This is a genomic window from Brevundimonas sp. (assembly GCF_036659295.1).
In the GTDB taxonomy this organism is placed as follows: domain Bacteria; phylum Pseudomonadota; class Alphaproteobacteria; order Caulobacterales; family Caulobacteraceae; genus Brevundimonas.
On the sequence record NZ_JAVXCU010000002.1, the window covers coordinates 3,501 to 19,782 of the forward strand.

A 16,282-nucleotide genomic window follows, 5' to 3' on the forward strand; every position below is an offset into this window, starting at 1 on the left:
CCTATGCCTTCCCGATGATCCGCTGGGGCAAAAAGCTGCTGGAAGGCCACCTGTCGCAATATCCGAACGTGCTGGCCCTGCACGACCGTCTGGCTGCCGATCCGGCGGTTCAAAAGGTTCTGGACCGCGAAGCCGGCAAATAGGCCGCCTTACAAGCACTAGCCTCTACAACCCCGTCCGGTCACAGGCCGGACGGGGTTCCTGATTGAAAGATATCCGATGACGACCGGCATCCATCACGTCACCAGCATCACCGCCGATGTGCAGGCCAATGTGGATTTCTACATGGGCTTTCTGGGCCTGAACCTCGTCAAACAGACGGGTGGATTCGAGGATGCCGAGCAACTTCATCTGTTCTACGGCGCACCCGATGGACGCCCCGGCACCCTCGTCAGCTTCATGGTGTGGGAGGCCACAGGCCGTGGCCGCACCGGTCTGGGTCAGGTGTCGGAAATCGCCTTTGCCGTGCCGACCGACAGTCTGGGCGAATGGATGATGCGGGCGATCTCGGCCAATATTCCGGCCGAAGGCCCGATCCGGGAGTTCGGCGAGCCGGTCCTGCGCCTAAAAGACCCTGACGGCCTGATCATCAAACTGGTGGCCAGCGAGGCGGCGCTGGGATCGGGTTCGGTAACGGCCCCTTGCTATATTCGCGGCGTGACCATCCTCAGCGACCGCGCCGAGGAGACCAACCGCTTCCTTGGCCATTTCGGCTATAGCGTCTCGCGCACCGAAGACAGCGTCACACGCCTGAAGTCGGACACCGATGTGGTGGACGTGCATAGCGTCACCGGCTTTGTGCCGTCGGTAAAGGGCGCAGGCGTGCCCGACCATGTGGCTTTCCGCGCGCCCGATACGCAGGCCCTGAACGCCCTGCGCGAAACCCTCAAGGACCACGTCCCGACCATGGTGCGGGAACTGCACTATTTCAGCTCCTTCTATGTGCGTGACAGCAGCGGCCTGTCGATCGAATGCGCCACAGACCTACCGGGTCTGACCGTCAACGAGCCGGTGGAGAAACTGGGCCAGACCCTACAGTTCCCGCCCGAGGTGATGTTCTTTATTGCCGACGATCTGCGGATCAAGCTGCCACAGTTTTCACGTCCGGGCGAAATGCGTGGCCCCAAGCGCGACCTGCCATTTGTGCATCGCTTCTACTGGCCCGAAGACCCCGACGGCTCGACCATTGTACTTCTGCACGGCCCTAGCGGTGACGAGGCCGACTTGATGCCGTTGGCGCACCGGATCAATCCGCGTGCGGCGCTTCTGGGTGTGCGGGCACGCGCCACCGAGGAAGGCAATCTGCGCTGGTTCCGCCGTGAGGGCGAAGGCACGTTCGATCAAAAGGACATCCGTGCCGAGGCTGCCGCCTTCAACGCGTTTCTGGCGGGGGCCATCCGTGGCTATGCCCTAGAGGCCGACAAGCTGATGCTGCTGGGCTACTCCAACGGGGCCGATATGATCGGGGCGCTGGCCTGCCTTTATCCGGATAGCGTCAAACAGGCGGTGCTGCTGCGCCCCATGCCCGCTCTGTCTGGAGACATATCAGCGGACAAGGGCGAGGGGAGGCTGCTGCTGCTCTCGGGTGCCGATGACAATCTGGTCCCGCCTCAAGGCGGCGAGACCTTAAGAAACGCTCTGGAAGGTCACGGCTATCGGGTGGATCACCAGAGTATCAGCGCCGGTCACTGGATGGTCGATGCCGACGAGGCTGCCATCGCGGCGTGGCTGATGGCCTAGACGTCTTCGTCGAAGCGGCGGGCGACAAGGTCCGACAGGGCCGTGACCGCCGCTTCGGCATCGCTGCCCTCGGCCTTGACCTCGATCGAGGAGCCGATACCGGCCCCCAGCATCAGCAAGCCCATGATCGAGCGAGCATCCACCGTGGTGCCGTCTTTGGAGACATGGATTTCGGCGTCGAATTCCGAGGCGGTCTTCACGAACTTGGCAGAGGCACGGGCATGAAGTCCGCGCTGGTTGCAAATCGCCATTTGGGCGCGGACGGCTTCGCTCATTTATCGCCTGCCAAAACCCATGACGCGACCGAGATATATTTGCGCCCGGCATCCTGAGCATGGGCCACACAGGCCTCGAGGCTCTCGCGACCGCGCACACTGGCCAGCTTGATCAGCATGGGCAGGTTCAGACCGGCAATCACCTCGGCCTTGGTCTGTTCCATGACCGAAATGGCCAGATTGGACGGGGTGCCACCGAACATGTCGGTCAGCAGAATCACGCCATCGCCGTCATCGACAGCCGCCGATGCGTCGAGGATGTCGCGCCGGCGGCGCTCCATGTCGTCTTCGGGACCAATACAAATGGCCGCGACACCGCGCTGCGGGCCGACCACATGCTCCATCGCCGAGATGAATTCGGAGGCAAGCCCTCCGTGGGTGACGATCACCAGACCGATCATAAATCTAAACCGAATGGCCCATATCTGCCGAACATCAATAAGAAGCGGTCAGGTTGAACCCTGTTAGACGCCCCTTGACCCGATGTCTTAAGCCAAAGCCACAAAGGTTCAAAGGGCTTCCAGTGCACGGATGACCAAAGTCGTTGCACTGGCCGGTCGCGGATCAAGCTGCAACAGCGGTAAATCCACCCCGCACAGGCGGGTGATTTTCGGTTCCGGCATACGTTCGGGGGCGTGGTCGATCAGGTCGATAACCAGTGAAATCGGGGCTGTTTTCAACGGTGTGACGGTACGGATGCCCAGACCGCGCACCTCGACCAGACCGGATATTGTGGCCGGAGCCGTGACAAATAACCGCTCCGAACTTGTCCACAGGTGGACATAGTCATCCCCGATCAGACGCCCGCCTATGTCCATAAGTCGCAGGGCCAGATCGCTCTTGCCGGATCCGGGGGCTCCGCGGATCAGCACCCCCCGCCATGCGCCGCCCAGCCGCAGAGCGACCGCGGTGGCATGGACGGTGGGGCTCATGCCGCGCGGCGTCCCGCCAGCGGCAGGCGCACAATAAAGCTGGCGCCTTGTACCTGATCGCCTTCGCTGCGGTTGATGGCGACAACCGTGCCTTCGTGGGCTTTGACGATCTGGCGGACAATCGCCAGACCCAAGCCCGAATTGGTACCAAAGGCCGTACCCTTGGGCCGCGAGGTATAGAAACGCTCGAAGACGGTTTCCAGATTGTCGGGCGGAATACCGGGGCCGTCATCCTCGACGCGCACGCGCCAGAAGTCCGGATTGTCGTCCTTCTCCAGATAGACACGCACCTCGGACCCTTGCGGGCTGAACGAGCGGGCATTGTCGATCAGGTTGCGGAACACCTGCCCCAGCGGCGTATCGCGCCCCACCACCTGTGCCGGCATGGACAGGCTGTTGATCAGCCGCACCGGAATCTCGCCTTCACGCAGGCTGTTTTCATAGACGCTGATAATGTCCGACAGCAGCTCCCCAAGATCGATCGGACGGGGGCGGTCCCGCGACAGTTCGGCATCCAGACGCGAGGCATTGGAAATGTCCGTAATCAGACGATCCAGACGGCGCACATCGTTTTGCAGCAGATTGGTCAGGCGTTCGCGCTGTGCCTCGGTCTTGACCAGAGGCAGGGTTTCCAATGCCGAGCGGATCGAGGTCAGCGGGTTCTTGATTTCGTGCGAGACATCGGCGGCAAAGCGTTCGATGGCGTCCATACGCATGGACATGGTGTCGGTCATGCTTTCCAGCGCACGCGCCAGACCGCCCACCTCGTCCTTGCGGGCGGTCAGGTCGGGCAGGGAGATGGCACGGGCGCGTTGCAGACGCACCTGATCGGCAGCCGCCGACAGACGAAGCACGGGCCGCGCCACAAACAGGTGCAGCACCAGAGAGGCCAGCAGGTTCACCCCCAGCGCCACAAAGGCAAACGGCATCAGGGCGCGGCGCTGGGCGGCCAGAATGGCGTTCACATCGCCCGCTTCCAGCGTCAGCACCCCCAGCACCTGCTGGACATGGCGGACCGGCAGCGACACCGAGACGACGCGCTCGCCTTCCTCGTTGCGGCGGATATTCATCTGCGGCTGGCCCTGCAGGGCCAGTTCGACCTCGGCAGCCAGAGCCGCATCGGCTTCCGAGCGCGCCTTTTCGATTTCGGCTTCCGAAGTGGGCAGAGGCGCGGTGGTGCCAGAGGGCAGGGCGGGCGGCAGAGGCTCGCCGGGAATATTGTCCGAGACGTTATAGGAATCGGAAACCTGGATCCCGTCCACATCGAACAGACGCGCACGCTGTCCGGTCGGAATGAAATTGTCACGCAGCCAGTAGGCGGCGGCGCGGTCGTCCAGCATCGGGTAGGGATCACCCTGGGTAATACCCAGTTCCCCCAGCACGTTGGACAGCAGTTCGGCTTGCACCGACAGGGATTCCTGACGGGCATTGATCAGGCCGCGGCTCCATTCGTTCAGAGCCAGCGCCCCGCCGATCATGATCAGCAGGCTAAGAAGGTTGAGAGCCAGCATAAAGCCGCCCAGACGGGACCCGCCGAAGCGGAAACGTCTGGACGGCTTATGATTCTTAGGCTTCGCGGTAACGGTAGCCGACGCCATACAGGGTCTCGATCGCGTCGAATTCGGGGTCAACCATGCGGAACTTCTTGCGCATGCGCTTCACGTGGCTGTCGATGGTGCGGTCATCGACATATACCTGGTCGTCATAGGCCGCATCCATCAGGTTATCGCGGCTCTTCACGAAACCGGGGCGCTGGGCCAGGGCCTGAAGCAGCAGGAACTCGGTGACGGTCAGTTTGACCGGCTTGCCTTCCCACGTGCATTCGTGACGGGCCGGATCCATCGACAACGGTCCACGCTTGATGGCCTTGTTGGCATCGGCATTGGCCGCGCTTTCGGTCAGATCAATGCCTTCGACACCGGCACGACGCAGCAGCGCCTTCACGCGCTCCAGCAGCAGACGCTGGCTGAACGGCTTGTGCATATAGTCGTCGGCACCAAGGTTGAAACCGAGGATTTCGTCGATTTCCTCGTCCTTGGAGGTCAGCATAATGACCGGCATGTTCGAGGTCTGGCGCAGACGGCGCAGCACTTCCATGCCGTCCATACGCGGCATCTTCACATCGAGGATGGCCAGATCCGGCGGGCTGTTTTCAAGAGCTTCCAGACCCGAGGCACCGTCATGATAGGCGGTAACCGTGTGGCCATGGCTTTCCAGCGCCAGGGAAACGGACGCAACGATATTCTCGTCGTCATCAACCAGGGTGATGTTAGCCAAGGGCTTCTCCTTGCGAACGAACGCGGACGTGTTGCCGATACAACGCACGGCGAGCGGTACAGTTCGGTATGATTAAGGCAGATTAGGGCCTTAGGAAATGGGAAGTTGTAACTTTCGCTGCAAGTGCTGCCTGTGACGATAAGTTGAAACTCCGCCTTAAACTCCTTGAGCGATAACAGGCGACTGACAGGTTTGGCGGGAAATCTATGGCGGGCCCCATTCACTATGAAATCTACGTTCGCAAGCACGCGAACGCGGAATGGTCCTTGCTGATGGCCCATGAGGACCGTCGTCACAGCATCGACACGGCCGAAGAAATCATCCGAGACAAGATCGCGGCGGCGGTCAAGGTGACCAAGGAAACGCTCAATCCGGTCACGATGGAGTTCTCCAGCATCAGTGTGCTGCGTCTGGGGGCCCCCGATCCGGTGCGTAAAAAGGCTAGGACCGAAGCCCCCGCCGGTCCGGCCTGCCGCGCCCCTGCCGAGCTTTACACCGTCCATGCGCGCGAAAGTCTGGGCGCGATCCTCGAGGACTGGCTGCGCCGTCAGGGCGTGACGGCCTTCGAGCTTTTGCACTCGCCGGTACTGGCGGAGCGGCTGGACGCTGCGGGTGTCGAGGTCCAGCACGCCATACAAAAGGTCGCCGTCCCCGAGGCTCAGGCCACGGGTCAGGACCTGCACAGCCTGTTACGCCTCTATCAAAAACTGTCCGACCAGACGGTCGAGCAGATTATCAAGGCGGGACGGCGCGGTGATTTTATTGATCCGGCGGTCGTGCCACTGGCCCAGATCGCCGAAAACCTTCAGGGCGATGCCGACCGTGCTTTTAAAATGGGCGGCACGATTGCCCATGCGCTGAACGGACTGCGCGGCTCGCGGGCGCGCCTGTCGGCGCTGCTGGACCTGTGCGATCAGGCCCCTGCGGGCGGTGCCCTGCGCGCCATGGTCATGGTGCCGGTCGAACAGATTTTATGCGAGATGCTGGCGGGCAGCTGGAACCTGCCGGACCTGTTCGGCCCGTCTCTGGACCAGGGTTCGACACTGGCGGCGGTGGTGCGCATGGTGGCCCCGCGCGAGGTATCGGCCATTGTGGCGCATGATCCGCGTCTGGCGATGATGGTGCCGCCGGTCGAGGGGCCCGCGGCGCGCCTTGGCGAGCGTCTGGCCGTGGGCGAGTTTCCACTGGTGGCGGCGGCTCTGGCCAAGATGGTGCTGCGTGAGCTGACCAGTCCGCGCCGTCTGCGTCCCGGCGATGCCGAGGGCGAGATCAATATCCTGCGGGCGCTGGCGACCTCGCTGACGGCCACGGCGGGGCGGTTGTTGACACTGGAAGAAGTGCAAAACGCGTTTATCGAGCGCTCGCGGCTTCTGGTCACCGCCGATTTTGTCGCCGCCTATGTGCGCGGCTGCCACACGGTTCTGGAAGAGGCCGAACGTCTGGCGCGGCTCAGTGACAATGTGACGGGCGGGACCAATAAACGCTCTGCGGCCCGCTGGCTGGAGGCCTGCGTCTCGTCCTTGCGCTTCGAGGCGGAGCTGTGCGCGGCGACCTTGCCGCCCCTGCACCGGCTGATGGCCCTGCGCCGTTTGCAGCGTGCCATTGAGGGCGCCGGCCTTGCGGGCAAGAGCGCCGAAAACACCACCGAAACCCTTGGCCGGATCGGCACCAAGATCGCCGAAGAAACGCGTTTGATCTCGCAGATCGCCAAGGCTTCTGTGCCGCTCCAGCAAAAGCTGTCGGCCCTGTTGCGGCTGGCGGCGGCCGATGCGGCTCCCGTGGGCAAGGTCAATGATATGGCCCGCGCCGAGGCTATGCGCCTGTTGCGCCTGCCCGAAACACGCCAGCAAATGCAGGCTTCGCCTGAAATGGTAAGCGCTCTTTTGCCGATGATGAAGGCGGCCGGACTGGCCGCCTAGGCGCGTCCGGCGACCGTCAAATTAGTCGAAAATATCGAAGATGTCGAGGCGCTTTTTCTTCTTGTAATAGCGCTCGTCTTCCTTGTGACGACGATAGTCGTCCTCGCGGCTGCGATAGGGGGCCTGCTGGGGTTGCTGGCCCCATGGCGACGGCTGCTGGTGCTGTTGGGGCGGCGGCGCTTGCGGGGCAGGGGCGGCCACCGAGGCCCGACCGTCATTGGTCGCGCCTTCCATCAGTTTTTCCAGTTCGCCGCGATCCAGCCACACGCCGCGACAGTTCGGGCACATGTCGAATTGCACGCCATTGCGATCCAGCGTCTGCATGGGGGCATTGTCGTTGGGACACATCAGAAGAGGCATAGTGATCCTTTTGTCTTCATGCGGTCCGACATCGTCAGGCAGTGGCCAGACCAGAGGGGCCCGTCCCGCATTTTCGAGCTAGGAAGTCTGCCGCCACAACGCAACGTGCCCGCATGTCGCAGGGGCGTTTAGCAGTGCTGCCCACAGGCCCAGCCCGACGACCATGCCCACTGGAAATTATAGCCGCCCAGCCAGCCGGTAATGTCCACCGCCTCGCCGATAAAGAACAGACCGGCGACCGACTTGGCCTCCATGGTTTGCTGGTCCAGCTGCATCGTATCCACCCCGCCGACGGTCACTTCGGCGGTGCGATAGCCTTCGGAACCGACCGGCTTCACACTCCACGCATTGGCGCTTTCTGCCAGCAGGCGCAGCTTCTTGTCGCCCTGTTCGGCCAGCTTGCCCTTCAGGCCCGCCCGCTCGCACAGAACCTCGGCCAGACGGCGCGGCACGATATGACCCAGCGCCGTATGCACCATCTGCTTGCCGTTCTCGTTCTTGGCTTCCAGCAACAGGGCCGCCACATCCTTGTCGGGGGCCATGTCCACCGTAATGGCCTCGCCCTCGCGCCAGTAGGAGCTGATCTGCAAGATCGACGGGCCGGAAAGACCACGGTGGGTAAACAGCATGCCTTCGCGGAACTCGGTCGGCTTGGCGGGGCGCTTGGGGTCGGCATCCTTAGGGATCTTGTGGCGCACCACAGCATCCAGCGACACGCCCGCCAGCGGCTTGAGGCTCTCCAGCAAGGTCGGCTCGAACGTCAGCGGCACCAGACCGGGGCGGGTATCAGTGACGCGCAGACCAAACTGGCGCGCCACATCATAGGCCCAGCCGGTCGCCCCCATTTTCGGAATGGACTTGGCACCCGTGGCAATCACCACAGAGGCGGCCGTAACGCGCGATCCGTCATCCAGATCGACCGTATAGAGACTGCCGTCATGGCTAATGGCCTTGACCCCGAGGTTCAGCGACAGGGTCACCCCTGCGCGTGCCATCTCGTCGGTCAGCATCTTGATGATGTCCTTGGCGCTGTCGTCGCAGAACAGCTGGCCAAGGGTCTTTTCGTGATAGGCGATGCGGTGGCGCTCGACCATCTTGATGAAGTCGTGCTGCGTAAACCGCTTCAGCGCCGACAGGGCAAAGCGCGGGTTCTCGCCAAGGTATGCCGCCGGATGGATACCCGTATTGGTGAAGTTACAGCGTCCGCCGCCCGAGATGCGGATTTTCTCGCCGGGGGCTTTGGCGTGGTCGATCACGCGCACGCGGCGTCCGCGCTTGCCCGCTTCGATCGCGCACATCATGCCGGCGGCACCGGCCCCGACAATCAGGACATCAAGGGTCTGGAGTTTCATCAGCAGCCCCTAGCAGGGCGGGACGTAAAAACGAACCCCGCCCTTTAGGTGGATCGGGCCTATTTCAGGCCCAGAACGATCTTGTAGCCGTCCTGAACCAGATCGCCATATTCTTCGGGGTGCTTCTGGATATAACCGGCAAAGAAGGTGCAGGTCGGCAGGATTTTCAAACCCTTGTCGCGAATGTCCTGCAGCACATGCTTGGCCAGACGCGAGGCAATACCGCGACCGCCCAGTTCCTCTGGCACCAGTGTCTTGGAGACCAGACGGCCCCCCTCGACATTGTTGTACTCGACATAGGCCACATGGCCGTCGACATGCAGTTCGTACCGACGCTCGGCTTCGAGGTCTTTGATTTCCGGATCAAGCGACATGGGTATTCCTTTTAGGAGAGTGGATCAGTGGGCCTGATCCCAGTTGGCGGCGGCCTTGGCTTCGACCTCGATGGGAACGCTGAGGGCGACGACCGGTTCAGCAGCCTTTTCCATCACGCTCTTGATGATCTTCAGCGCGCGTTCGGCCTCGGCTTCCGGTGCTTCGAACACCAGTTCATCGTGGACCTGTAGCAGCATACGGGTTTGCAGCCCCGCCGTCTTCAAGGCATCGGGCATACGGATCATGGCGCGACGGATGATGTCGGCGGCGGCCCCCTGAATGGGCGCGTTGATCGCGGCCCGCTCGCCGAACTGGCGCTCGGCCCCCGACTTGGAATGGATGGCCGGAATATGGATGCGGCGTCCAAAGATGGTCGAGACATAGCCGTCGCGTTTCACCGTCTCCTTGATGCGATCCATATAGTCGCGAATACCGGGGAAGCGCTCGAAATAGGTCTTGATATAGGCCGCAGCCTCGCCCTGTTCGATGCCCAGCTGGTTGGCCAGACCAAAGCCCGAAATGCCATAGACGATGCCGAAATTGATCGCCTTGGCGCGGCGGCGCGTCTCGGACGGCATGCCTTCAACGGGCACGCCAAACATCTCGGATGCCGTGGCGGCGTGAATATCCAGCCCCGCCTTGAAGGCACGCTTCAGCTCGGGAATGTCGCCGATATGGGCCAGCAGGCGCAGCTCGATCTGGCTGTAGTCGGCCGAAATCAGCACATGGCCGTCACGGGCGATAAAGGCCTGACGGATTTCGCGGCCCGTCTCGGTACGGATCGGGATGTTCTGAAGGTTCGGATCACTGGAGGCCAGACGCCCCGTCGAGGCGGCCGCCAACTGATAGCTGGTGTGAACGCGCTCGGTTTTCGCATCCATCGCTTCCAGCAGGGCATCCGTATAGGTGCTCTTCAGCTTGGCCAGCTGGCGCCAGTCCAGGATCACACGCGGCAGTTCATGCGTCAGGGCCAGGTCTTCCAGCACCGAGGCATCGGTGCCCCACTGGCCGGACGCTGTCTTCTTGCCGCCGGGCAGGTTCATCTCGCCAAACAGGATCTCGCCGATCTGTTTGGGGCTGGCGATATTGAACGGACGCCCCGCGACCTCGTGGGCCTTCTTTTCCAGCTCATCCATCCGCAGACCAAAGCTTGAGGACAGACGGCGCAGCAGCGTCGGGTCGATACGGATACCGGCCAGTTCCATATCGGCCAGAACCGCAGGCATCGGACGCTCCAGCGTCTCATAGACATTGAGCAGACCCTGCTCGGCCAGCTGTGGCTTGAGCAGTTGCCACAGCCGCAAGGTCACATCGGCGTCCTCGGCGGCATATTCGGTCGCGGGGGCCAGTTCGACATGTTTGAACGACTTGGCGCTCTTGCCGGTGCCGGTCACCTGTTTGAACGGGATCGGTTCGTGGTCGAAGTGACGACGCGACTGCTCGTCCATGCCGTGCGCGTGCAGACCGCCGCCCAGTACATAGGAGATCAACATGGTGTCGTCGTGCGGTGCAATCTCGATGCCCTGACGGCGCATGACGGCCATGTCGTACTTTCCGTTCTGCATCACTTTCAGAACGCTCGGGTCTTCCAGCAGTTCTTTCAGGCGGGCCAGAGCCGCGCCCGTCTCGATCTGTTGCGGCGCTGGGGTTTGGCTCCCGCCAAAATCGAGCCCGCCGGAAAAGTCCAGACCGCCCGATCCGGCTTCGGGCATGTTTTCGTGCGCCAGCGGCACATAGCAGGCTTGATTGGGACCGACCGCCAGCGACAGGCCGACCAGACCGCTATGGGTGGCCGACAGGGCGTCGGTCTCGGTATCGAACCCGACCACACCGGCGGCTTTCGCATGGGCGATCCACTGGTCCAGAGCCTCCAGCGTGGTCACGCACTCATAGGCGCTTCGGTCAAAAGTCTGGGGACCGGCAACGGGGGCAGGGGTGTCGGTGCCGCCAAAGCGCGGCGTGGCAACCGGCGCGCTCATGGGGGCGGCACGCTTGGGCGCAAAGGCCGAGGTGCCGTTGGCGGTGGCTTTACCGTCACCGACGCGGCGCGCAAGGGTGCGAAACTCCATCGTCTCCAGAAACTCGCCCAGCACCGCAGGGTCGGGGTCACGCAGGGCAAAGTCCGAAATCGGCTCGGGTGCCGGTGCATCGCAGGTCAGCTTCACCAGTTCGCGCGACATGCGGATCTGGTCGGCAAAATTAATCAGGGTCTCGCGGCGCTTGGGCTGTTTGATCTCGCCCGCGCGTTCCAGCAGCGTATCCAGATCGCCATACTCGCCGATCAACTGGGCTGCGGTCTTGGGACCGATACCGGGGGCACCGGGCACATTATCGACGCTGTCGCCGATCAGGGCCTGCACATCGACCACACGGTCGGGCGCAACGCCGAACTTCTCCATCACGGCCTCTTCGGCCAGCACGCGATCCTTCATCGGATCATACATGACCACGCCGTCGCCGATCAGCTGCATCAGGTCCTTGTCGGAGGACACGATCACAGCCTCGCCGCCCATGTCGCGCACCTTGCAGGCATAGGTGGCGATCAGGTCGTCCGCCTCGAAACCGGCCAGCTCGATACCCGCCACGCCAAAGGCCTTGGTCGCCTCGCGCACCAGCGGAAACTGTGGGATCAGGTCTTCGGGCGCGGGCGGTCGGTTGGCCTTGTACTGATCGTACAGGGTGTTGCGGAAGGTCTTTTCCGAATGGTCGAACACAGCGACCAGATGGGTCGGGCCGTCTTCACTCTTGGTGTCCTGCAACAGCTTCCACAGCATGTTGCAATAGCCCTGAACGGCTCCCACCGGCAGGCCATCCGACTTGCGTGTCAGCGGCGGCAGGGCGTGATAGGCGCGGAAAATATAGGCCGAGGCATCGATCATCCACAGCCGCACGGGCTTGTCCGTGGCGGGGGTGTCAGTTGCGGCGGGGGTGTCGGTGTTCGCTTCGGTCATGGCGCGAACATAGGCGCGCTTTGAGGCGGCGTCATCCGCTCAAAAACAAACCCCGTCCCGCTTTTGGCGGAACGGGGTTTGAAAACAGGGCAGGGCTTGTGCCGATTACATCGGCGACCAACCACCGGGGGTTTCAAAGACCGTATTGTCTTCTTCATCGACAACCACGTGACGATCCCCGCGCAGCTTGCGCACCTCGGCATAGGCCGCGCGCAGCAACTCGGTGACGCCTTCACCCGACACACCCGAAACCAGCATCGGACGACGACCGGCCACCGCCGCAAGGGCGTCGGCCTTTTCGATGCGCTCTTCTTCGGTCAGCGAGTCGATCTTGTTGAGGGCCAGAATTTCGGCCTTTTCCGCCAGACCATCGCCATAGGCTTCCAGCTCGCCACGGATGATGCGGTAGGCTTCCACCACATCTTCCTGCGTGCCGTCGATCAGGTGGATCAGGCTGGCCGAACGCTCGACGTGGCCCAAGAAGCGCGTGCCAAGGCCCGCGCCTTCGCTGGCCCCTTCGATCAGGCCGGGAATGTCGGCAATGACGAAACGCTCGGTCGGCGACAGGTCCACCACACCAAGATTGGGCACCAGCGTCGTGAACGGATAGTCGGCAACCTTGGGCTTGGCGGCCGATACGGCCGACAGGAAGGTGGACTTACCGGCATTGGGCAGACCCGCCAGACCGATATCGGCGATCAGCTTCAGGCGCAGCCAGATCCAGCGCTCCTGACCTTCCTGACCGGGATTGGCATGGGTCGGGGCCTGATTGACCGGCCCTTTAAAGCGGGTATTGCCCCAGCCACCATTGCCGCCTGCCAGCAGTTTGACGCGCTTGCCGGCGCGATCCATGTCCAGCAGCACGGTCTCTTTGTCCTCGTCCAGCACCTGTGTGCCGACCGGAACGCGCAGGACAATGTCCTCGCCCTTGCCGCCATGCATTTGGCGACCCTGACCGTGATGGCCGGTCTGGGCTTTGAAATGCTGCTGGTAGCGATAGTCGATCAGGGTGTTCAGGCCGTCAGCGGCCTCGACCCAGATGTCGCCACCCTTGCCGCCGTCACCGCCGTCGGGACCACCATTGGGAATAAATTTCTCGCGTCGGAACGACACGGAACCTGCGCCGCCGTTACCGGAACGGATGTAAATTTTGGCCTGATCGAGGAATTTCATGCGCGCCTTATGACCGAACTCCGTGGCTTTTTACAGGGCAGAGGCGATCAAGGCCTCCAACCGTGTCTTTAACGCAGCAAAAAGGGGCTTTCCCGACCGGAAAAGCCCCCAATAATTGCCGTTAGATCAGTTTTTACCGTCGCGGGCGGCGTCTTCGACAGCCGTACCTGCCGCCTGTGCATCGCGACCGACACCGGCAACCGTATTGCAAGCGGCCGTGCTCAAGGCGGCAGCGACAACAGCCAGAACCAGAAGTTTGCGCATAATCATCTCCTTGTAACGTGATGGGTGTCTCAAGTCTCGAGAGTTAAACGCAGCCGTCAGCGGTCTAGTTCCGGTGATTTGCGAACCGGGGCCTCTTCTGTGGACGGGGTTTCGAACACCAGCGTGGCAATCGTGCCGCCACTCTCGGCCTTGCGGGTGGTGGCTGTCCCGCGCAACTGCTTGGCAAAGGCGGCCATCAGCGTCACCCCGACACCGGATGTGACATCGCTCATACCGGGGCCGTCATCTTCGACCTCCAGTGTGCTGGTCTTGCCATCCACCTTGAAGCGGACCTTCAACTCGCCGCCACGACCGGCAAAGGCGTGTTTCTGGGCATTGGAAACCGCCTCGACCAGCCATAGGGCCATCGGGGCCAGTTTTTCGGGATCGATACTGAGCGGATCGGCCTCGATGGAGCTTTTTACCAGTGGGCCACGCAGGGATTCCGACGCCACCAGATGCCCGACCAGTTCGGTCAGGAACATCTCGGCATCGGCATGGCGCACATCCTCGCCCTGATAGAGGGTGCGATAAATCAGGGCCAGGGCCGAGATTCTCTGGCGTGTATCGCCCAGCGCCGACCGCGCTGCAGGGTCTTCGACCACCCTTTGCTGCATCGACAATAGCGAGGAGATGATCTGCAGGTTGTTCTTCACGCGGTGGTGGATTTCGCGCAGCAGGGCGTCTTTTTCATGCAACGCCTCGGTCAGGGCCGCATCGCGCCGCGTAATATTCTCGGCCAGTTCGTCCATGGTGCGCGCCAGTTGGCGGATTTCCAGTGGCGCATTTTCGGCCTGAACGGGCCGGATCGTATAGCGCCCGCGCGCATAGATGGCGGCAATCCGGTCCAGATAGTCCAGCCAGCGGATGACGATACGCTCGGATGCCAGCATGGCCGCTGCAAACGCCGTCAGCCACGCCGCCAGAGGCAGCATCAAAAAGCGGATCGGATTACTCTGCGCCCAGAACCATGGCGAGGCGGCAGGGGCCGAAATCACCGCATAGACATTCTGGCCTTCCAGTTGGGATGCCGCATACAGGCGGTTGACCCCGTCGGCTCCCTTGGCGCGCAAAATGGCTCCGGTATCGTGGCTGTGTTCCTTCAGCCAGTTTTGCAACGGCGGGAAGCTCTGGCCGAACGACAGGCCTTCCGTCGGCGTCAGAGCGCGGCCCTGATCGTCAAACAGGCCGGTCTGCGTGCGGGGCGGCAGCGGTATGTCCTGCGTGGACAGGGTAAATATGCTGGTCGGGATCACGGCCACCAACACGCCGTCAAAGCCACCCAGTGGCCGTGTGGCCCGATAGGCGAGGGCCAGCTGGCTGCCTGCGGTATCGGTCTGTAGAAAAATCTGCGAGGTGGCGCTGCCACGGGCCAGAGTTTTGAACCAGTCGCTTTCGCGCACATGGCCGAAACGCTCGACCTGTTTTTCATGCGAGGCACACAGGACCGCGCCATCGGTATCGAAGCGATAAAGGGCCTCGACCTCGTCGATACGGTTCACCAGCCCGTTCAGGCGCGCATTACAGTCAAAAGCCTGACCTTCGGGCGCAATAATGCTCAGCAATATCCCCGCGCGGTTAAAGGCGCTTTCGGCTTCGCGGACACTGCGCTCAGCGGCCCTCTGCAGGTCGGCCTTCAGCTCGGTGGTTTGCTGCAGGTATTCGCCGCGAACCTGGATCAGGCCCAGCAGGATAAAGGGCAGCAGCGACAGGGCCATTGAAAAGCCCAGACGCGCACGAATACCCTCGACACGCCTCTGGCGCCGCCCCAGCCATTTCCGCAACTGCGGGGGCATAGTTAGTTCCGCAAGGGGCTGCTCAACCGATCGGCATCGGCGAGGATAGAGCGCATGGCGTCACCGGCTGCCTTGCCGTCGCGATCATAGCCACCGCGTTCAAGCGCAGCCTGCAAGGCCTTGCGGGCTCGCGACACACGGCTTTTGACGGTGCCGACGGCGCACTGGCAGATTTCAGCGGCCTCTTCATAGGCAAAACCGCCAGCCCCCACGAGGATCAGGGCTTCGCGCTGTTCTTCGGGCAGGGTTTTCAGGGCCTGACGCAGTTCGTCCAGCGCCACGGGCGCTTCGGGATCATCCACCGCGATCAAGGTACGCTCGGCCGCTTCCTGATCCAGCTGGGTCGAGCGCCACGAGCGGCGCTTTTCCGAATAGAACTGGTTGCGCAGGATCATGAAGGTCCAGGCCTTCATATTGGTACCCATCTGGTACGAGGCGCGCGCGTCCCACGCCTTCATCATGGCTTCTTGGGCCAGATCGTCGGCGGCGGTCGGATCGCCCGTCAGTGTGCGGGCAAAGGCGCGAATGTGCGGGATAAGACCGACAAGTTCTTTCTTGAAGGCATTATCATCCGCTGACGGCGGCTTGGGTGCCGCTCCGGTTGAACTCATGCCCCACCTTTGTTTTCTCGTTGATCGGCGCGCCTCAGGATGGACAGAAACTCGTCCGGCACAGGCTCGTTCACGATCTCGTCGAACAAATGCCGCAGCTTCACACCAATGGCCTGCTGGCGCAGTCTTGCTTCATCGAGATCTACGTCATCAATGTCGCTAGTATTTTGAACTCGTTGAGATTTTTCAGTCATTAACTCTCGGACCGTCCCCCTGTCCGGCAGACCTCTTCCCGGACACGCTGATTACCTAACGCC

16 protein-coding genes are annotated in these 16,282 nt (G+C 62.3%); 2 read left to right on the top strand and 14 right to left on the bottom strand.

The window, feature by feature from the left end:
* The first annotated feature begins 219 nt into the window (after positions 1 to 219).
* Entirely contained in the window at positions 220 to 1,740 is a 1,521-nt protein-coding gene (locus tag RSB01_RS00535) for a VOC family protein (RefSeq protein ID WP_332619445.1), read from the top strand.
* Here RSB01_RS00535 and RSB01_RS00540 read toward each other — a convergent pair.
* The 5 genes from RSB01_RS00540 to RSB01_RS00560 form a co-directional block, all read right to left on the bottom strand.
* Positions 1,737 to 2,015 carry an HPr family phosphocarrier protein gene (locus RSB01_RS00540; protein WP_332592058.1) on the bottom strand — a complete coding sequence of 93 codons (279 nt, stop codon included), beginning with the start codon at positions 2,013 to 2,015 and terminating at the stop codon, positions 1,737 to 1,739. The two genes, RSB01_RS00535 and RSB01_RS00540, sit on opposite strands and share 4 nt — an antisense overlap.
* Entirely contained in the window at positions 2,012 to 2,416 is a 405-nt protein-coding gene (locus RSB01_RS00545) for a PTS sugar transporter subunit IIA (RefSeq protein WP_167175217.1), read from the bottom strand. The genes RSB01_RS00540 and RSB01_RS00545 overlap by 4 nt, the downstream gene beginning before the upstream one ends.
* A 108-nt stretch (positions 2,417 to 2,524) precedes the next feature.
* Positions 2,525 to 2,947, bottom strand: a complete 423-nt coding sequence (locus RSB01_RS00550) for an HPr kinase/phosphatase C-terminal domain-containing protein (protein WP_332592059.1) — start codon at positions 2,945 to 2,947, stop codon at positions 2,525 to 2,527.
* On the bottom strand, positions 2,944 to 4,545 hold the full coding sequence (locus RSB01_RS00555; protein WP_332619446.1) for a HAMP domain-containing sensor histidine kinase: 1,602 nt from the start codon (positions 4,543 to 4,545) through the stop codon (positions 2,944 to 2,946). Before RSB01_RS00555 ends, RSB01_RS00550 begins: the two co-directional genes overlap by 4 nt.
* Positions 4,514 to 5,224: a response regulator transcription factor gene (locus RSB01_RS00560; RefSeq protein WP_332591040.1), complete on the bottom strand. Its 711-nt coding sequence runs from the start codon at positions 5,222 to 5,224 to the stop codon at positions 4,514 to 4,516. Before RSB01_RS00560 ends, RSB01_RS00555 begins: the two co-directional genes overlap by 32 nt.
* Before the next feature lie 206 nt (positions 5,225 to 5,430).
* Here RSB01_RS00560 and RSB01_RS00565 point away from each other — a divergent pair, with 206 nt between their 5' ends.
* Entirely contained in the window at positions 5,431 to 7,143 is a 1,713-nt protein-coding gene (locus tag RSB01_RS00565) for a hypothetical protein (RefSeq protein WP_332591041.1), read from the top strand.
* Positions 7,144 to 7,164: 21 nt separating this feature from the next.
* Here RSB01_RS00565 and RSB01_RS00570 read toward each other — a convergent pair whose 3' ends face one another.
* The 9 genes from RSB01_RS00570 to RSB01_RS00610 form a co-directional block, all read right to left on the bottom strand.
* Complete coding sequence (locus RSB01_RS00570; protein WP_332591042.1) at positions 7,165 to 7,503, bottom strand: zf-TFIIB domain-containing protein; 339 nt, start codon at positions 7,501 to 7,503, stop codon at positions 7,165 to 7,167.
* A gap of 128 nt (positions 7,504 to 7,631) precedes the next feature.
* On the bottom strand, positions 7,632 to 8,855 hold the full coding sequence (locus RSB01_RS00575; protein WP_332591043.1) for an NAD(P)/FAD-dependent oxidoreductase: 1,224 nt from the start codon (positions 8,853 to 8,855) through the stop codon (positions 7,632 to 7,634).
* A gap of 59 nt (positions 8,856 to 8,914) precedes the next feature.
* Positions 8,915 to 9,229, bottom strand: a complete 315-nt coding sequence (locus RSB01_RS00580; protein WP_167175198.1) for a GNAT family N-acetyltransferase — start codon at positions 9,227 to 9,229, stop codon at positions 8,915 to 8,917.
* A 24-nt stretch (positions 9,230 to 9,253) separates the two neighbouring features.
* Positions 9,254 to 12,181, bottom strand: coding sequence for a DNA polymerase I (polA, locus tag RSB01_RS00585; protein ID WP_332591044.1), 2,928 nt, complete (start codon positions 12,179 to 12,181; stop codon positions 9,254 to 9,256).
* A gap of 105 nt (positions 12,182 to 12,286) precedes the next feature.
* On the bottom strand, positions 12,287 to 13,354 hold the full coding sequence (gene obgE / locus RSB01_RS00590) for a GTPase ObgE (RefSeq protein ID WP_332591045.1): 1,068 nt from the start codon (positions 13,352 to 13,354) through the stop codon (positions 12,287 to 12,289).
* Positions 13,355 to 13,480: 126 nt separating this feature from the next.
* Complete coding sequence (locus RSB01_RS00595; RefSeq protein WP_332591046.1) at positions 13,481 to 13,618, bottom strand: entericidin A/B family lipoprotein; 138 nt, start codon at positions 13,616 to 13,618, stop codon at positions 13,481 to 13,483.
* 56 nt (positions 13,619 to 13,674) lie between these two features.
* The gene (locus tag RSB01_RS00600; RefSeq protein WP_332619448.1) at positions 13,675 to 15,414 is read right to left on the bottom strand and encodes a sensor histidine kinase; all 1,740 of its coding nucleotides are present in this window, start codon (positions 15,412 to 15,414) and stop codon (positions 13,675 to 13,677) included.
* Positions 15,415 to 15,416: 2 nt separating this feature from the next.
* Positions 15,417 to 16,025, bottom strand: coding sequence for a sigma-70 family RNA polymerase sigma factor (locus tag RSB01_RS00605; protein WP_332592029.1), 609 nt, complete (start codon positions 16,023 to 16,025; stop codon positions 15,417 to 15,419).
* Positions 16,022 to 16,219 (bottom strand): NepR family anti-sigma factor, encoded by a 198-nt coding sequence (locus RSB01_RS00610; protein WP_332592030.1) that lies wholly within the window; start codon positions 16,217 to 16,219, stop codon positions 16,022 to 16,024. Before RSB01_RS00610 ends, RSB01_RS00605 begins: the two co-directional genes overlap by 4 nt.
* Positions 16,220 to 16,282 lie beyond the last annotated feature (63 nt).

Bases quoted from the DNA above. Each gene is read 5' to 3' on its own strand.
- RSB01_RS00535 (WP_332619445.1), top strand. From the start codon at position 220: ATGACGACCGGCATCCATCACGTCACCAGCATCACCGCCGATGTGCAG.
- RSB01_RS00540 (WP_332592058.1), bottom strand. From the start codon at position 2,015: ATGAGCGAAGCCGTCCGCGCCCAAATGGCGATTTGCAACCAGCGCGGA.
- RSB01_RS00545 (WP_167175217.1), bottom strand. From the start codon at position 2,416: ATGATCGGTCTGGTGATCGTCACCCACGGAGGGCTTGCCTCCGAATTC.
- RSB01_RS00550 (WP_332592059.1), bottom strand. From the start codon at position 2,947: ATGAGCCCCACCGTCCATGCCACCGCGGTCGCTCTGCGGCTGGGCGGC.
- RSB01_RS00555 (WP_332619446.1), bottom strand. From the start codon at position 4,545: ATGGCGTCGGCTACCGTTACCGCGAAGCCTAAGAATCATAAGCCGTCC.
- RSB01_RS00565 (WP_332591041.1), top strand. From the start codon at position 5,431: ATGGCGGGCCCCATTCACTATGAAATCTACGTTCGCAAGCACGCGAAC.
- RSB01_RS00570 (WP_332591042.1), bottom strand. From the start codon at position 7,503: ATGCCTCTTCTGATGTGTCCCAACGACAATGCCCCCATGCAGACGCTG.
- RSB01_RS00575 (WP_332591043.1), bottom strand. From the start codon at position 8,855: ATGAAACTCCAGACCCTTGATGTCCTGATTGTCGGGGCCGGTGCCGCC.
- RSB01_RS00580 (WP_167175198.1), bottom strand. From the start codon at position 9,229: ATGTCGCTTGATCCGGAAATCAAAGACCTCGAAGCCGAGCGTCGGTAC.
- polA (WP_332591044.1), bottom strand. From the start codon at position 12,181: ATGACCGAAGCGAACACCGACACCCCCGCCGCAACTGACACCCCCGCC.
- obgE (WP_332591045.1), bottom strand. From the start codon at position 13,354: ATGAAATTCCTCGATCAGGCCAAAATTTACATCCGTTCCGGTAACGGC.
- RSB01_RS00595 (WP_332591046.1), bottom strand. From the start codon at position 13,618: ATGCGCAAACTTCTGGTTCTGGCTGTTGTCGCTGCCGCCTTGAGCACG.
- RSB01_RS00600 (WP_332619448.1), bottom strand. From the start codon at position 15,414: ATGCCCCCGCAGTTGCGGAAATGGCTGGGGCGGCGCCAGAGGCGTGTC.
- RSB01_RS00605 (WP_332592029.1), bottom strand. From the start codon at position 16,025: ATGAGTTCAACCGGAGCGGCACCCAAGCCGCCGTCAGCGGATGATAAT.
- RSB01_RS00610 (WP_332592030.1), bottom strand. From the start codon at position 16,219: ATGACTGAAAAATCTCAACGAGTTCAAAATACTAGCGACATTGATGAC.